The 16,560-nt window shown below is 59.7% G+C and carries 13 protein-coding genes; 3 read left to right on the top strand and 10 right to left on the bottom strand.

Translation table 11 applies throughout. The features are described 5' to 3' along the window. Positions 1-6: 6 nt before the first annotated feature. Entirely contained in the window at positions 7-1,746 is a 1,740-nt protein-coding gene (locus tag ABH909_RS28170; RefSeq protein ID WP_429439464.1) for a PTS fructose-like transporter subunit IIB, read from the top strand. A gap of 146 nt (positions 1,747-1,892) precedes the next feature. Here ABH909_RS28170 and ABH909_RS28165 read toward each other — a convergent pair whose 3' ends face one another. From ABH909_RS28165 to ABH909_RS28140, 6 genes are all read right to left on the bottom strand, one after another. Next, positions 1,893-4,421, bottom strand: coding sequence for a PepSY domain-containing protein (locus ABH909_RS28165; RefSeq protein ID WP_429439461.1), 2,529 nt, complete (start codon positions 4,419-4,421; stop codon positions 1,893-1,895). Between the two features lie 301 nt (positions 4,422-4,722). Next, the gene (locus ABH909_RS28160; RefSeq protein ID WP_008067252.1) at positions 4,723-5,886 is read right to left on the bottom strand and encodes a type III PLP-dependent enzyme; all 1,164 of its coding nucleotides are present in this window, start codon (positions 5,884-5,886) and stop codon (positions 4,723-4,725) included. Between the two features lie 510 nt (positions 5,887-6,396). Beyond that, positions 6,397-7,554, bottom strand: a complete 1,158-nt coding sequence (locus tag ABH909_RS28155; protein ID WP_218398661.1) for a betaine/proline/choline family ABC transporter ATP-binding protein — start codon at positions 7,552-7,554, stop codon at positions 6,397-6,399. Next, positions 7,551-8,204: an ABC transporter permease gene (locus ABH909_RS28150; RefSeq protein ID WP_007900392.1), complete on the bottom strand. Its 654-nt coding sequence runs from the start codon at positions 8,202-8,204 to the stop codon at positions 7,551-7,553. The genes ABH909_RS28155 and ABH909_RS28150 overlap by 4 nt, the downstream gene beginning before the upstream one ends. Positions 8,205-8,216: 12 nt before the next feature. Further along, positions 8,217-9,110, bottom strand: a complete 894-nt coding sequence (locus ABH909_RS28145; protein WP_429439456.1) for a glycine betaine ABC transporter substrate-binding protein — start codon at positions 9,108-9,110, stop codon at positions 8,217-8,219. A 20-nt stretch (positions 9,111-9,130) separates the two neighbouring features. Then, positions 9,131-9,880: an ABC transporter permease gene (locus ABH909_RS28140; RefSeq protein ID WP_429439453.1), complete on the bottom strand. Its 750-nt coding sequence runs from the start codon at positions 9,878-9,880 to the stop codon at positions 9,131-9,133. Positions 9,881-10,287: 407 nt separating this feature from the next. On the opposite strand from ABH909_RS28140, the gene ABH909_RS28135 reads away from it, so the two are divergent. Together ABH909_RS28135 and ABH909_RS28130 are read left to right on the top strand one after the other, a co-directional pair. Then, on the top strand, positions 10,288-11,871 hold the full coding sequence (locus tag ABH909_RS28135; RefSeq protein WP_008067261.1) for a peptide chain release factor 3: 1,584 nt from the start codon (positions 10,288-10,290) through the stop codon (positions 11,869-11,871). A gap of 373 nt (positions 11,872-12,244) precedes the next feature. Then, complete coding sequence (locus tag ABH909_RS28130; protein ID WP_429439450.1) at positions 12,245-12,460, top strand: hypothetical protein; 216 nt, start codon at positions 12,245-12,247, stop codon at positions 12,458-12,460. Between the two features lie 180 nt (positions 12,461-12,640). On the opposite strand, the gene ABH909_RS28125 is transcribed toward ABH909_RS28130, so the two are convergent. Genes ABH909_RS28125 through ABH909_RS28110 form a run of 4 tightly spaced genes read right to left on the bottom strand, consistent with a single transcriptional unit; the run spans position 12,641 to position 16,532 of the window. Continuing rightward, positions 12,641-13,621 (bottom strand): peptide ABC transporter ATP-binding protein, encoded by a 981-nt coding sequence (locus ABH909_RS28125; RefSeq protein ID WP_429439447.1) that lies wholly within the window; start codon positions 13,619-13,621, stop codon positions 12,641-12,643. Further along, positions 13,621-14,589 carry an ABC transporter ATP-binding protein gene (locus ABH909_RS28120; RefSeq protein WP_008067269.1) on the bottom strand — a complete coding sequence of 323 codons (969 nt, stop codon included), beginning with the start codon at positions 14,587-14,589 and terminating at the stop codon, positions 13,621-13,623. Before ABH909_RS28120 ends, ABH909_RS28125 begins: the two co-directional genes overlap by 1 nt. A 10-nt stretch (positions 14,590-14,599) precedes the next feature. After that, positions 14,600-15,511 carry an ABC transporter permease subunit gene (locus ABH909_RS28115; RefSeq protein WP_095631254.1) on the bottom strand — a complete coding sequence of 304 codons (912 nt, stop codon included), beginning with the start codon at positions 15,509-15,511 and terminating at the stop codon, positions 14,600-14,602. A gap of 10 nt (positions 15,512-15,521) precedes the next feature. Further along, complete coding sequence (locus tag ABH909_RS28110) at positions 15,522-16,532, bottom strand: ABC transporter permease subunit (protein ID WP_007900379.1); 1,011 nt, start codon at positions 16,530-16,532, stop codon at positions 15,522-15,524. Positions 16,533-16,560: the final 28 nt, after the last annotated feature.

The following is a 16,560-nucleotide window of genomic DNA, read 5'->3' as shown; positions in this document are numbered from 1 at the left end:
TTTGTCATGAAGTTAGCCATTGTTACGGCCTGCCCGAACGGTATGGTCACCAGTGTGCTGTGCGCGCGTCTGCTCGATGCAGCGGCCCAGCGTCAGGGCTGGAGCACCAGTGTCGAAGTCGTTGATGCGGCCCATCCGGAACGCCAGCTGTCGGCGGCGACCATCGAGGCCGCTGAGTGGGTGTTGCTGGTCACCAGCGCGCCGGTGGATATGTCGCGGTTCGTCGGCAAACGGGTATTCCAGAGCACCCCGGCCCAGGCCCTGCAAGATGTCGAAGCGGTGCTGCGTCGCGGGGTGCAAGAGGCTCAGGTTTACGTCGCCCCCGAAACCGCCGCCGAGCCGGCTGCCGTGGTTAAAAATGCACCACGCCTGGTGGCTGTCACCGCGTGCCCGACCGGCGTCGCCCACACCTTCATGGCCGCCGAAGCCTTGCAGCAAGCGGCCAAGCGTCTGGGCTACGACTTGCAAGTGGAAACCCAGGGTTCGGTCGGCGCGCGCAATCCACTCAGCGCAGAGGCGATTGCCGATGCTGACGTGGTGCTGTTGGCGGCAGACATTGACGTCGCCACTGAGCGTTTCGCTGGCAAGAAAATCTACCGTTGCGGCACCGGCATCGCCCTGAAACAGGCCGAAGCGACGCTGAACAAAGCCTTGGCCGAAGGCCAGCAGGAAAGCGCTTCGACCGGCGCCAAAGGCCCGGCCAAGCAAGAGAAGACCGGCATCTACAAACACCTGCTGACCGGTGTCTCGTACATGTTACCGATGGTGGTGGCGGGCGGTCTGATGATCGCCTTGTCCTTCGTGTTCGGTATCACCGCGTTCAAGGAGGAAGGCACGCTGGCGGCTGCGCTGATGCAGATCGGCGGCGACACCGCGTTCAAACTGATGGTGCCGTTGCTGGCGGGCTACATCGCCTACTCGATCGCCGACCGCCCAGGCCTGGCGCCGGGGATGATCGGTGGTTTGCTGGCGAGCACCCTGGGCGCCGGTTTCATCGGCGGGATCATTGCCGGTTTCATCGCCGGTTATGCAGCCCAGGCGATCAACCGCTATGCCCGTTTGCCGCAAAGTCTTGAGGCGCTGAAACCGATCCTGATCATTCCGTTGCTGGCGAGCCTGTTCACCGGTCTGGTGATGATCTATGTGGTCGGTAAACCGGTGGCCGGGATGCTCGCGGGGCTCACGCACTTCCTCGACAGCATGGGCACCACCAACGCCATTCTGCTGGGTGTTCTGCTGGGCGGCATGATGTGCGTCGACCTCGGCGGGCCGATCAACAAAGCCGCTTACGCGTTTTCGGTGGGGCTGCTGGCGTCGCAAAGTTATGCACCGATGGCCGCGACCATGGCCGCCGGCATGGTGCCGCCGATTGGCCTGGGCATCGCCACGTTCATTGCCCGACGCAAGTTCGCCCAGACTGAGCGCGAGGCCGGTAAAGCGGCGCTGGTGTTGGGGCTGTGCTTTATCTCCGAAGGGGCGATTCCGTTTGCGGCGAAAGACCCGCTACGGGTTATTCCGGCAAGCATCGCCGGCGGCGCGCTGACCGGCGCGTTGTCGATGTACTTCGGCTGCAAACTTATGGCACCGCACGGTGGGTTGTTCGTGATGTTGATTCCGAACGCGATCAACCATGCGCTGTTGTATCTGCTGGCGATCGTGGCTGGGAGTTTGCTGACGGCGGTGACGTATGCGCTGCTCAAGCGGCCGGAAACGGTAGAACTGGCGCTGGAACCAGCCAACGCTTAACAGCAAAAGATCGCAGCCTTCGGCAGCTCCTACATTGATAGCGTGCGACCGTGAGATAACGGGTGTACCCCAACCCTTGTAGGAGCTGGCGAAGCCTGCGATCTTTTGATTTTTCTCAGATTGTTCCCACAGTTAATGGTGCGGCGTCAGTAGACGTCGCGGCGGTAGCGGCCTTGTTCGATCAGGCGGTCGACCTCTTCAATGCCGAGCAATTCATTGAGCACGTGATCTACGCCTGAAGCCATCCCCTGCAAACTGCCGCAGATGTAAATCACGGCGCCATCGGCCAGCCATTTTTTCAACTCGTCGGCCGATTCGCGCAAGCGATCCTGCACATAGATCTTCTCTGGCTGATCCCGCGAGAACGCCAGATCCAGTCGCGCCAGATCACCGTTGATCAACCACTCTTCCAGTTCTGCGCGGCACAGGTAATCGTGCTCACGATGACGCTCGCCGAACAGCAGCCAGTGACGCTGCTGCCCGTCGGCAATCCGCGCCTTGAGCAAACTGCGCAACCCGGCAAGCCCGGTGCCGTTGCCCAGCAGGATCATCGGCACCGGTTCGTTCGGTAGATGGAAGCCACTGTTGCGTCGTACCCGCAGGCTGATGCTGCTGCCCACGGGAGCGTGTTCGGTCAACCAGCCGGAACCGACGCCCAGGCTGCCGTCGGCATACAACTCCTGCCGCACGATCAATTCCAGCACGCCGTCGGCGGCGATCGAGGCGATGGAGTATTCGCGCATGGCCAACGGCACCAGGGCGTCCGCCAGCGCTTGCGCGTGCAAGCCGACCAGATGCGCGCGGTTCTCGGGCAGTTGGCGGCTGGCCAGGGCTTGTTCCAGTGTTTGCGACAGGCCATCGAACTCAACCGTGACCCGACCGTCGATCCCCAGGCCGTCGAGGAAATGCTCGATGGCCCACGGACAATTGCGCGGCAGCACTTCCACCAGATCCCCGGCCAGCCAGCTGCTGGTGGTGGGAGCGGTGAGGCCGAGCAAATACACGGGCGAACCGCTGCTGTCCGGGTTCATCAATTCGCGGCGGGTCAGGGTCCAGTTGTCGTAGCTTGGCGCTTGCCAGGTATCCATCGGCGCCTGGCCCGTCAGCAGGCCAAGTTGTTGTTGCCAGTGACGCAAGGCGTAAGGGTCGCCGCTGTCGACTTCCACCGGGGCGAACAATGTCTTGCCGCCGTGCTCGCCCAACCACGTGTGCAAGCGACGGGCGAAGCCACAGAAGTGTTGATACTGACGGTCACCGAGGCCGAGCACGGCATAGTTCAGGCTGTCGAAGCTCAGCGCACGCCCCAGTACTTTGCGTTCGAATCCTCGGGCGCTGTCGGGCGCTTCACCGTCGCCGAAGGTGCTGACCACAAACAGCGCGTTGCTGGAATCCTGCAGGTCCTGTTCGCTGACATTGGCCAACGGTTGAACCTTCACCGGCAACCCTGCGGCCTGCAATTGCCCGGCGGTCTGCCAGGCGAGCTGTTCGGCGAATCCGCTCTGGCTGGCGAAGCCGATCAGCCATGCCGGCGCATCACTGCCCGGTTGCGCGAGGCCTTTGCGGGCGTCCTTGATCTGGCGTTTCTTGCGTCGACGGTCCAGGTACAGCAACCAGCCGGTAATGAAAAACACTGGCATGGTCAGCGCGGCGATTGTCAGGATAATCCGCCCGATCATCCCGAAATAACTGCCGACGTGCAGCGCATAGATACTGGTCAGCAACTGCGCCTTGAGGCTCTTGTCGCTGTAGCGGTCATGACGGCTGACGATGCCGGTCGCCGGATCGAGGGTGAGCTGGTTCCGTGCCTGGTCGTGGGGGGAATTCCTCAGCAGGTAGAACACCGTTGCCGGTTGCCCGGCCACGGGCGGCATACGCACGTTGTAGGAGGCAAGCCCTGGGCCGGCGGCGCTGTAGATGCTGCTCCATATCGCCGCATAATCGGCAGTGGGGGCCGAGCCGCTTGGCGCAGGACCGCGGCCACTGCGGACCCGTTCGTTCTGCGGCGAATCGGAAAGCAGCCGGGTCAGGCCTTTGTTGTACCACTCGTACGACCAGAATAACCCGGTCAGCGCTGCCAAAAGATAGAACACCAGGCACCAGGTGCCGGCAACCGAATGCAAATCCCAATTGAAGCTGCGTCCCTTTTTCTTCCAGTCGAGGGTCAGCCAGGCGCGCCAGCTTTTCCACTGACGTGGCCAACGCAGGTACAGGCCGGACAGGCAGAAGAACACCAGAATCAGGGTACAGGCGCCGGTGATCTGCCGGCCGATATCGCCCATGGCCAGGACTCGGTGCAGTTGCAGCATCAGGCCAAAGAAATCCTGGCCCGTGACGTCGCCCATGAACTCGCCGGTGTACGGGTTGAAGTAACGCATCGGCCCGCGAGGTTCACCGGGTGGCGCCGTGAAGATCACCCGCGCGGCGTTGCCGCTGTCGGTCTCGACCCAGAGCATCGAGACTTTCTTGCCCGAAGCACCTTCGATTTTTTCTACCAGCTCGGCAGGTGGCAGTACGCCGGCAATCTGCTTTTCGACGTGCAGCACAGAGGGGTTCAACGCTCGCAGGATTTCATCCTGGAACGATACCGCCGCCCCGGTGATGCCCATCAGGGCCAGGACCAGTCCGGCGCTGATGCCGAAAAACCAGTGCAACTGGAACAGGGATTTCTTCAACACGTCGCTCGCCTTGTCGTTCAAAAGTCATCACGGCGCGTATTATGCCGTGAGTTGTCGAGAAGGATTCTTTTTTACACAAAAAAGCCCCGGTCACTTCGATGAACGGGGCTTTGGCCTAATGCCAATGGAGGAGCCTGCGATCTTTTGATCTTTAGCGATTTCAGTTCTGCCAAAAATCAAGATCAAAAGATCGCAGCCTTCGGCAGCTCCTACAGGGAAAATGCGGGTTTCCCGAGGCGTATTTCAGACACAAAAAAGCCCATGACACGTCATGGGCTTTTTGATTTTCTGCGTATGGTTTTTACACGTAGAACGACTTCAACGGTGGGAAGCCATTGAATTCAACAGCGCTGTAACTAGTGGTGTAAGCACCGGTCGACAACCAGTACAAACGGTCACCGATTGCCAGGTTCAGCGGCAGGCCATACTTGTAGTTTTCGTACATGATGTCGGCGCTGTCGCAGGTTGGACCGGCGATGACCACTTCTTCCATCTCGCCTTTCTTCTCGGTCCAGATCGGGAACTTGATGGCTTCATCCATGGTTTCGATCAGGCCAGAGAATTTACCCACATCGGTGTACACCCAGCGCTCGACCGCGGTTCGGGATTTACGCGCCACCAGCACGACTTCACTGACCAGAATGCCGGCGTTGGCAATCAGCGAACGACCCGGCTCGAGGATGATTTCCGGCAGCTCGTCGCCGAAGTCTTCCTTGAGGAAACGGATGATTTCTTCAGCGTAGGTTTCCAGGCTGTTGGTGCGGGTGATGTAGTTGGCCGGGAAGCCGCCGCCCATGTTGATCAGCTTCAGGTGGATGCCGTCTTCTTCTTTCAGGCGTTCGAAGATCACTTTAACCTTGGCGATCGCTGCGTCCCAGACGCTGATGTCGCGCTGCTGCGAACCAACGTGGAACGAGATGCCGTACGGCACCAGGCCCAGGTCGCGAGCGAGAATCAGCAAGTCCATGGCCATGTCGGTCTGGCAGCCGAATTTACGCGACAGGGGCCAGTCGGCAGTGGTCGAGCCTTCAGTCAGAATGCGCACATAGACTTTCGAACCTGGAGCTGCCTTGGCGATGTTGCGCAGGTCAGCTTCGGAGTCGGTGGCATACAGACGCACGCCCTTGTCGTAGAAGTAGCGAATGTCTTTGGATTTCTTGATGGTGTTGCCGTAGCTGATGCGATCCGGGCCGACGCCCTGGTTCATCACTTTGTCGAGCTCGTAGATCGAAGCGATGTCGAAGTTCGAGCCTTTCTCTTTGAGCAGGTCGATGATTTCGACGGCCGGGTTGGCCTTGACCGCGTAGTAGACCTTGGCGAATTCGAAACCGGCGCGCAGGTCGTCATAGGCCTGGCTGATCATCGCGGTGTCGATCACCACGAACGGGGTTTCTTGTTTGTCGGCGAAGGCCTTCATTTTCTGGAAGGTATCGCGCGCGAAATAGTCTTCGACGTTGATCGACATGCTGGGAACTCCTACTGGCAAACTGAAATTATCAATGGGTGCAAATGAACGCCCTCCGTATCCCCACTTTGGTTCGCCTACTTCCCAAGGCATGTCGCCGAAAGCAAAAAGGCCATGGGAAATGGTGCTTCCCTTGGCCTTGCTGTCTCGTCGTCAGTACTTGAGCCGGATGGATCGTTTCCAGCATGGACGTTCGGCGCGAACTTTAGGGCGTGAGGGGCTTGAGATCAACAAAAAATGTCGCGTTTTTGCACGCTTCCGTCGTGCGGTCCTCGGTAGCTACTGATGTAACCGACCTGCATGACAGTGTGATGTTCCCCGAATGAGGGATTTTGGAGGGATTTGCATTGCCTTTGTGGCGAGGGAGCTTGCTCCCGCTGGGTCGCGGAGCGGCCCCAAAATCAGCCCATGCGGTTCTTCAGGCGAACCGCATGGGCCGACTTTACGACTGCTTCGCAGCCGAGCGGGAGCAAGCTCCCTCGCCACAAAAGCACTTAAGCCTCAGACAGATCAGGCGACAGCAGTCTCTGCCGGCGAAACAATACTGGTCTTGCCCCCACGAGACTTACCAGAGCTCAAATATTCGGCAATCGATTCCTGAGTCACCTCACCCAGGAACACCCGCTCGGCATCCATCACCGGCAGCCATGAGCGATTGAACTCGTACATGCGCGACAGCAGGATGCGCAAGTGCTCGTCGTACGCCGCGGTGGCGTTGAACTCACGCAGGTATTGCGCGCAAGTGCCGGTCTGGCGGTGCAGGTCGCGACGGCGCACGTAGCCCAAGGCTTTGTTGTCGGCACAGGTGACCACCACGTAGCGGCGGTCCAGTTCGTCCATCAATTCCAGCGCTTCGGCCACCGGCGTTCCCGGGCTCACCGAGGGCGCGTTGTCTGCTGCGTCTTCGGCTTTCACCAGCAACAGGCGCTTGAGGGTGCTGTCCTGGCCGACGAAGTTGCTGACAAAGTCGTCCGCCGGGTGCGCCAGCAGCGTATCCGGGTGATCGATCTGCAGCAGTTTGCCCGCGCGGAAAATGGCGATCTTGTCGCCGAGCTTGATCGCTTCGTCGATGTCGTGGCTGACCATGATCACGGTCTTGTTCAGCGCCCGTTGCATCTCGAAGAACTCGTTCTGGATCATCTCGCGGTTGATCGGGTCGACCGCGCCGAACGGTTCGTCCATCAACAACAGCGGCGCATCTGCCGCCAACGCGCGAATCACGCCGATCCGCTGCTGCTGGCCACCGGACAACTCACGCGGGTAGCGAGTCAGATACTGCTTGGGTTCGAGCTTGATCATGCTCATCAACTCGCGGGCGCGGTCGTGGCATTTCTGTTTGTCCCAGCCGAGCAGGCGCGGAACGATGGTGATGTTTTCCTCGATGGTCATGTTCGGGAACAGACCGATCTGCTGGATCACATAACCGATGTTGCGACGCAGGGTGACGGCGTCGAGGTCGGTGGTGTCTTCGCCGTTGATCAGGATCTTGCCCGAGGTTGGCTTGATCAGGCGGTTGATCATCTTCAGCGTGGTGCTTTTGCCGCAGCCCGATGGCCCGAGGAACACACAGATTTCGCCTTCATTGACGGTCAGGCTCACCGAGTCCACGGCTTTCACATCTTTGCCGTTGCTTTGGAAGGTCTTGCTGAGGTTTTGAAGTTCGATCATTTGAGCAGTCCTTTTGGAGTCAGCGTGCGTTGCAGCCATTGCAGAAGCAGGTCGGCGAAGATGGCCAGGAGACTGACCAGTACGGCGCCGACGATCAGCATCGACATGTCGCTGCGGCTGATTGAAGCGAGAATGAGTACACCGAGGCCACCGGCGCCGATGGTCGCGGCGATGGTCATCACACCGATGTTCATCACCACGGCGGTGCGCACACCGGCGAGAATCACCGGCACGGCAATCGGCAATTCAACCATGCGCAGGCGCTGGCCGAAGGTCATGCCGATGCCGCGGGCGGCTTCGCGAATGCCCGGTTCGACCCCGGTCAGGGCCAAATAGGTGTTACGCATGATCGGCAGCAGGGAGTACAGAAACACTGCGGTGATCGCCGGCATCGGGCCGAGGCCCTGGCCGAATTTCGAATAGAACGGCAGCAGCAGGCCGAACAGCGCAATCGATGGCACGGTCAGCAACACCGTAGCGCTGGCTTGCAATGGGCCGGCCAGTGTCGGGAAACGGGTCATCAGGATGCCCAGCGGTACGCCGACCAGAATCGCCAGGGTCACGGCGATGCCGACCAGAGTGATGTGCTGCCAGGTCAGGTGTAAAACCTGCGGCCAGTCGAGATGGGAAAAGGCATTCAAAAATTCCATGGCTTTTCCTCCTCAGTTGATGGGGTGCTGGCGCAGGAAATCTGCAGCAACGGATGAAGGACTTTCATGATCGACATCGACCCGCGCATTCAGAGCGCGCATGGTGGCGTCATCGAAGAGTTCGGCCAGCGGCTTGAGCTCTTCCGCGAGTTTCGGATGGGCGTCGAGGTAGACTTGACGCACCACCGGCGCGGCGGTGTAGTCCGGGAAGTAATGCTTGTCGTCTTCCAGCAACTTGAGCTTGAAGGCGTTCAAACGACCGTCCGTGGTGTAGACCAGACCGGCGAACACCTGGCCATTGCGCAGCGCGGTGTAGACCAGGCCTGCATCCATCTGGCGAATGTTGTTGCGGGTCAGGTTCATGCCGTAGAGATCCACCATGCCATCGAGACCGTCGGAACGGTTGGCAAACTCGGTGTCCAGGGCGACGAGGTGATGGGTCTTCGCCTCGGCCTGCAACACGGCATTCAGTTCGCTGATGGTGTTGATCTGCGGGTAAGCCTTGGCGGTGTTTTCTGGCAGAGCCAGGGCGTAGGTGTTGCTGAACTTCGACGGGGTGAGCCAGACCAGGCCTTTTTTTGCGTCGAGTTCTTTCACCCGGGCGTAGGACTGAGCGCTATCGAGCTTGTCGGTGATGTGGTTGTAAGCCACCAGCGACACGCCGGTGTATTCCCACATCAAGTCCAGCTGACCACTTTCGTGGGCGCTGCGGGCCAGGTTGCTGCCCAGACCGCCAGTCACCTGGGTGTCGTAACCCTTGGTGCGCAGGTATTGGGAAGTGATTTCCGCCAGCAGGGTTTGTTCAGTGAACACCCGGGCTCCGATGCGGATCACCGGTTTTTCAGCGGCTTGGGCAAATCCTGTGAACAGCAGAACGCAGCCTGTTAAAAAGCTTAATGTCTTCATAAATATTCCTTTGCCGAGGCTTAAGACGGGCGCAGGCCGCGTTCGAGCCAGAGGCGGCTGGCGAGGGTCACCAGACCGTCGAGCAGCAAGGCCAGCAGGGCGGTGCAGGCCGCGCCGAGCAGCAGTTGCGGCTGATTGTTCAGGGCGATGCCGGGGAAAATCAGGCTGCCCAGGCTGTTGGCACCGATCAGGAACGCCAGCGGTGCGGTACCGACGTTGATCGCCAGCGCCACGCGCACGCCGCCAATGATGATCGGCACGGCGTTCGGCAGTTCGACCCGCCACAGCACCTGAGTCGGTGTCATGCCGATGCCAACAGCCGCTTCCTTGAGTGAACCCTGGACGTTTTTCAGCCCTTCGTAGGTGTTGCGCACAATGGGCAACAGTGAGGCGAGGAACAAGGCGAAAATCGCCGGACCGCTGCCGATACCGAGGATGCCCAGGGCGATGGCCAGTACGGCGAGAGGCGGCACGGTGTTGCCGATGTTGAAGATCTGCATGAAGCGTTCGGCGCGGCCAACCATGGTCGGGCGGCTGAGGAAGATGCCGGCGGGTATGCCCACTACAAGGGCGGCCAGCATGGAAACGAGGACGAGAATCAGATGAGCTTGCAGGTAAAACAACAAATCGTCGCGGTACTGTTCGATCGTGTTGATGCCAATCCAGTGGACCAGCAGGGCCAGAAGGGCGACGACAACCGCACCTCCTATCAGCCCTTTGCCATAGCGAATAGCCACAGGCGGACTCCTTTTTTCAGTCGGCGGACGCATTCCCGAGTGGCATGCCATTCCTGGCTGCCGGGAAATCAACGTTCGCGAGAAGCAGCTCTTCATGCTCGTGAAACCACATGAAAGTCGAGCCATAAGCGCAGCCCCGTCAGGCTAACTTGCTGATTTTTCAGCCCCTGACGATGGGTCGTAACAGGGGAGTGGACGCCTCCACCTTTTAAAAGGTTCCATAATTAACAGCCAATAGCCACCGTAGGAGCTGCCGAAGGCTGCGATCTTTTGATCTTGATCTTCAGTGGTCTTGAAAAAAACAAGATCAAAAGATCGCAGCCTTCGGCAGCTCCTACAGGGGATGCGGGGTTCGGGAAGCCTTACGGACGGTGGTCCGTAGATGTCGGTTTGCGCTATACTCGCCGCCCTTTTTTGAATCACCTGCCAGGCGATTTCCCATGACCAAACAGGCCGCCGAAGTCGCGAAACGCCGCACTTTCGCCATTATTTCCCACCCCGATGCCGGTAAAACCACCATCACCGAGAAGCTCTTGCTGATGGGCAAGGCGATTGCGATTGCGGGCACGGTGAAATCTCGAAAATCCGACCGCCATGCCACCTCCGACTGGATGGAAATGGAAAAACAACGGGGTATTTCCATTACCACGTCGGTCATGCAGTTCCCGTATCGCGACCACATGATCAACCTGCTCGACACCCCGGGCCACGAAGACTTCTCCGAAGATACCTACCGCACCCTGACGGCGGTGGACTCGGCATTGATGGTCCTCGACGGCGGTAAGGGTGTAGAGCCACGGACCATCGCGCTGATGGACGTCTGCCGTCTGCGTGACACGCCGATCGTCAGCTTCATCAACAAACTCGACCGTGATATCCGCGACCCGATCGAACTGCTCGACGAAATCGAAGCGGTCCTGAAAATCAAGGCTGCGCCGATCACCTGGCCGATCGGTTGCTACCGCGACTTCAAGGGTGTTTATCACCTCGCCGACGATTACATCATCGTCTACACCGCTGGTCACGGCCACGAGCGCACCGACGTGAAAATCATCGAGAAGCTCGACTCCGATGAAGCCCGCGCGCACTTGGGCGACGAGTACGACCGCTTCGTGGATCAGCTGGAACTGGTGCAGGGCGCCTGCCACGAATTCAATCAACAGGAATTCCTCGACGGCCAACTGACACCGGTATTCTTCGGTACCGCACTGGGCAACTTCGGTGTCGATCACGTGCTCGACGCCGTGGTCAACTGGGCGCCGAAACCGCTGGCCCGTGTCGCCAACGAGCGCACTGTGGAGCCGGTTGAAGAGAAGTTCACCGGCTTCGTGTTCAAGATCCAGGCGAACATGGACCCGAAACACCGCGACCGTATCGCCTTCATGCGGATCTGCTCTGGCAAGTACGAAAAAGGCATGAAAATGCGCCACGTGCGCACCGGCAAAGACGTGCGGATCGGCGATGCGCTGACCTTCTTCTCCTCCGAGCGTGAGCAGCTGGAAGAAGCGTTTGCCGGCGACATCATCGGTTTGCACAACCACGGCACCATCCAGATCGGCGACACCTTCACCGAAGGCGAAGTCCTGGGCTTCACCGGCATTCCGCACTTCGCCCCGGAACTGTTCCGTCGTGTGCGCCTGCGTGATCCGCTGAAATCCAAGCAACTGCGTCAGGGCTTGCAGCAACTGGCCGAAGAAGGCGCCACCCAGGTGTTCTTCCCCGAGCGCAGTAACGACATCATCCTGGGTGCCGTCGGTGTGCTGCAGTTCGACGTGGTCGCCAGCCGTTTGAAAGAGGAATACAAGGTCGAGTGCTCGTACGAGCCGATCACCGTTTATTCCGCGCGCTGGATTGATTGCGACGATAAGAAGAAGTTCGAGGAGTTCCGGGTCAAGGCCGTGGAAAACCTTGCGGTCGATGGTGGTGGTCACCTGACCTACCTGGCTCCGACGCGGGTTAACCTGGCGCTGATGGAAGAGCGTTGGCCGGATGTGAAATTCAGGGCGACGCGTGAGCATCACTAAGCGCTGAGTTGCGAAAATCAAAAACCCCGTTGCGAAAGCTGCGGGGTTTTTTATTGGTCAATGCATTTCCCTGTGGCGAGGGAGCTTGCTCCCGCTGGGCTGCGAAGCGGCCCCAAAACCATTCACTTTGGTGGTTCAGTTTCGGGTTTACGTCTGCTGCGCAGCCGAACGGGAGCAAGCTCCCTCGCCACGGGTCATCACTGATTTTGAAATTGCTGTTCGGCATAACTCATATTCCAAACCAATCTCTTCGCCAACGACATTTTCTGCTACCCGGTAGCGTCCTGTCTGGAGAACCCGGTCAATCGGAACTAGATTTCACTCATTACCTTCAGGCATCCACGCGTCACCCAAGAAAAGGATGGAATCGGCTATGAGTATTTATCAACGCATTGTGTTGTTGCTTAAGGTTTTGGTGCTGCTGTCCCTCGGCACATCGGCGGTGGCGTGGGCAGAATGTGAGAACCATGAAACACAGGCCTTGAACGGGCAAGGCGTGCACAGCGAGCTGATGATCGCCGCGACCGAATCAGATGAGGAAGACCCGGACGTCGATGAGGACGAAGACGAGGAAGATACGCAAACGTAAATGACAGACAAAAGAAAACCCCTCCTGCCAGGCTGATGCGCAATCTGGCGGAAGGGGTCTGGTCAACTCGGTCCCTGTGGGAGCGGGCTTGCTCGCGAAAGCAATCTGTCAGTCGACAGTGATGGTGACTGAAACACCGACTTCGCGAGCAAGCTCGCTCTCGTTTTGTTCAGGCCGTTTTTACACCGCGCCGTCGAGAAACTGCTCGGCGTAGTGACAAGCTACCTGGCGAGTGTCGAGCAGGCGTAGGGCCGGCTCTTCGATGCTGCAGCGCTCGGTCGCGTACGGGCAGCGCTTGTGGAAGGCGCAGCCCGACGGCGGGTTCAGCGGATTTGGCAGTTCGCCGACGATCTTGATTTTCGGCTTGGCCGGGTCCGGGTGGATGGTCGGAGTGGCTGACAACAGCGCCTGGGTGTAGGGGTGCAGAGGGCGAGTGTAGATGTCCTCTTTCGGGCCCATTTCCACAGGGCGGCCGAGGTACATCACCATCACGTGATCGGCGACGTGGCGCACCACCGCCAGGTTGTGGGAGATGAACACGTAGGCGGTATTGAACTCTTGCTGCAAATCCATGAACAGGTTCAGCACCTGTGCCTGAATCGATACGTCCAGCGCCGAGGTCGGTTCATCCGCCACTAGCACTTTGGGTTGCAGCATCATCGCGCGGGCGAGGGCAATCCGCTGGCGCTGACCGCCGGAGAACATGTGCGGGTAGCGCTGGTAATGCTCAGGCCGCAAGCCCACCTGTTTCATCATCGCCTGGACTTTCTCGCGACGTTCCGAGGCGCTCAGGTTGGTGTTGATCAGCAACGGCTCGGCGAGCTGGTCACCGACCTTCTGTCGTGGGTTTAGCGACGCGTACGGGCTCTGGAACACCATCTGCACATCTTTACGCAGCTGCTTGCGCTGAGCCTTGTCGGCGCCGGCGACTTCCTGCCCGGCGATTTTCAAGGAGCCGGAGGAGGGTTCTTCGATCAGCGTCAGGGCCCGGGCCAAGGTGGATTTGCCGCAACCCGATTCGCCCACGACGGCGAGGGTCTTGCCGGCTTCCAGTTCGAACGACACACCGTTGAGGGCGCGCACGGTCGCGTGCCCCTTGAACAGGCCACGGGACACTTCGTAGTGACGGGTCAGGTTGCGGGCGGTAAGTACGACGGCCATTACGCCACCTCCTGATTCAGCGGGTAGAAGCAGCGGGCGAGGCTGTTGCTTTTCGGGTCAAGGGCCGGACGCTGGGTGCGGCAGTTATCCTGCACATACGGGCAGCGGGGCGACAACAGGCAGCCTTGCGGGCGGTCGTAACGACCGGGAACGATGCCCGGCAATGTCGACAGGCGCGCGGCGCCCAGGCTGTGTTCCGGAATCGCCTTGAGCAGGGCTTCGCTGTACGGGTGCGCCGGAATGTCGAAAAGTTGTGGCACCTGACCGACTTCAACCGCTTGACCGGCGTACATCACGCACACGCGCTGTGCAGTTTCGGCCACGACCGCGAGGTCGTGGGTAATCAGCACCAGGCCCATGTTCTGCTCTTTCTGCAGGGCCAGCAGCAGGTCCATGATCTGCGCCTGAATCGTTACGTCCAGCGCGGTGGTCGGTTCGTCGGCGATCAGCAGTTTCGGTTCGCCGGCAATCGCCATGGCGATTGCAACACGCTGGCTCATGCCGCCGGAGAGTTGATGCGGATAGGCGTCCATACGGCTGGCCGCGCCCGGGATTTCCACTTTTTCCAGCAGTTCGATGGCACGCTTGCGGGCGTCCTTACGGGACATTTTCAGGTGCAGGCGCAGCACTTCTTCGATCTGGAAACCGACGGTGTAGCTCGGGTTCAGCGCGGTCATCGGGTCCTGGAAGACCATGGCCAGGTCTTTGCCGACGATTTGCCGACGCTGACGGTTACTGAGCTTGAGCATGTTCTTGCCGTCGAAATTCAGGGCGTCGGCGGTGACGATCCCCGGATGCTCGATCAGGCCCATCAGCGCCATCATGGTCACGGACTTGCCGGAACCCGATTCGCCAACGATGGCCAGCACTTCGCCCTTGTCCACGGTAATGTCGAGACCGTCGACCACCGGAACGGCGTTGGCGTCGCCGAAGCGAACGTTGAGATTCTTGATTTCTAACAGTGACATTTGAATCTCCTCAGGCGGCGTTCTTGAGTTTCGGGTCCAGCGCATCGCGCAGGCCGTCGCCCATCAAGTTGATTGCCAGCACGCTGAGCAAAATGGTCAAACCCGGCAAGCTCACCACCCACCAGGCACGTTCGATGTAGTCACGAGCCGAAGCCAGCATGGTGCCCCACTCAGGGGTTGGCGGTTGAACGCCAAGACCGAGGAAGCCCAGTGCCGCGGCATCGAGAATCGCCGAGGAGAAACTCAAGGTGGCCTGAACGATCAGCGGCGCCATGCAGTTGGGCAGCACGGTGACGAACATCAGACGTGGCAGACCGGCACCGGCCAGGCGCGCGGCGGTCACGTAGTCGCGGTTCAATTCGCCCATCACCGCGGCGCGGGTCAGACGAACATAAGACGGCAACGAAACCACGGCGATGGCGATAATGGTGTTGATCAGGCCAGGGCCGAGGATGGCGACAATCGCCACGGCCAGTAGCAGGGACGGCAGGGCCAGCATGATGTCCATCAGACGCATGATGGTCGGGCCGAGCACGCGTGGAAAGAACCCGGCGAACAGACCCAAAAGGATGCCCGGAATCAGCGACATCACCACCGACGACAAGCCGATCAGCAAGGACAGGCGCGAACCGTTGATCAGCCGCGACAGCAGGTCGCGACCCAGTTCATCGGTGCCGAGCAGGAACTGGATTTGCCCGCCTTCCAGCCAGGACGGCGGGGTCAGCAGGAAGTCGCGGTATTGCTCGCTTGGGTCATGCGGTGCGACCCATGGCGCGAAGATCGCGCAGAAGATCACCAGCAGCATGAACATCAGGCCGGCGACAGCGCCTTTGTTCCTGGAGAACGCGTGCCAGAATTCTTTATACGGGGATGGGTACAGCAGGCTTTGATCGACTGCTACCGGTGTAATGAGAGTGGTCATGGTCTTGATCTCAGCGCTGATGACGGATGCGTGGGTTGGCAAAGCCGTAGAGGATGTCCACCACGAAATTGACCAGAATCACCAGGCAGGCGATTAACAGGATGCCGTTCTGCACCACGGGATAGTCCCGTGCGCCAATGGCTTCGATCAGCCATTTGCCGATGCCGGGCCAGGAGAAAATGGTTTCGGTCAGGACCGCACCGGCCAGCAGGGTGCCGACTTGCAGGCCGACCACGGTCAGTACCGGAATCAGTGCGTTACGCAGGCCGTGAACGAATACCACGCGCGATGGCGACAGGCCTTTGGCGCGGGCGGTACGGATGTAGTCTTCACGCAGCACTTCGAGCATCGACGAACGGGTCATCCGCGCGATCACTGCCAGCGGGATAGTGCCGAGCACGATGGCCGGCAGGATCAGGTGATGCAGGGCATCGAAGAACGCCCCGACGTCATCGGCCAGCAGCGTATCGATCAGCATGAAGCCGGTGCGCGGCTCGATGTCGTAGAGCAGGTCGATCCGCCCGGACACGGGCGTCCAGCCCAGGCTTACCGAGAAGAACATGATCAGGATCAGGCCCCACCAGAAGATCGGCATCGAGTATCCCGCCAGGGAGATGCCCATCACCCCGTGGTCGAACAGGGATCCTCGCTTGAGTGCCGCAATCACCCCGGCCAGAAGGCCCAGGATGCCGGCGAACAACAGGGCGGCCATGGACAGTTCCAGGGTCGCGGGGAATAGAGAGCTGAACTCGGTCCAGACGCTTTCACGGGTACGCAGGGATTCGCCGAGATCGCCGTGGGCCAATTTGCCGATGTAATCCAGGTATTGGGCATACAGGGGTTTGTTCAGCCCCAGGCGTTCCATTGCCTGAGCATGCATTTCGGGGTCTACCCGGCGTTCGCCCATCATCACTTCCACGGGGTCGCCAGGAATCATGCGAATCAACGCGAAAGTCAGCAAGGTGATGCCGAAGAACGTGGGGATCAATAATCCCAATCGGCGGGCAATAAAACTAAACATCGTGTGGTGTACCTCATCAGCCGGTTAG

The organism is Pseudomonas sp. BS3782 TE3695 (assembly GCF_050435305.1).
In the GTDB taxonomy this organism is placed as follows: Bacteria; Pseudomonadota; Gammaproteobacteria; order Pseudomonadales; family Pseudomonadaceae; genus Aquipseudomonas.
The sequence above is the reverse complement of the archived record's forward strand: the minus strand, read 5'-3'. Positions and strand labels throughout refer to the sequence as shown.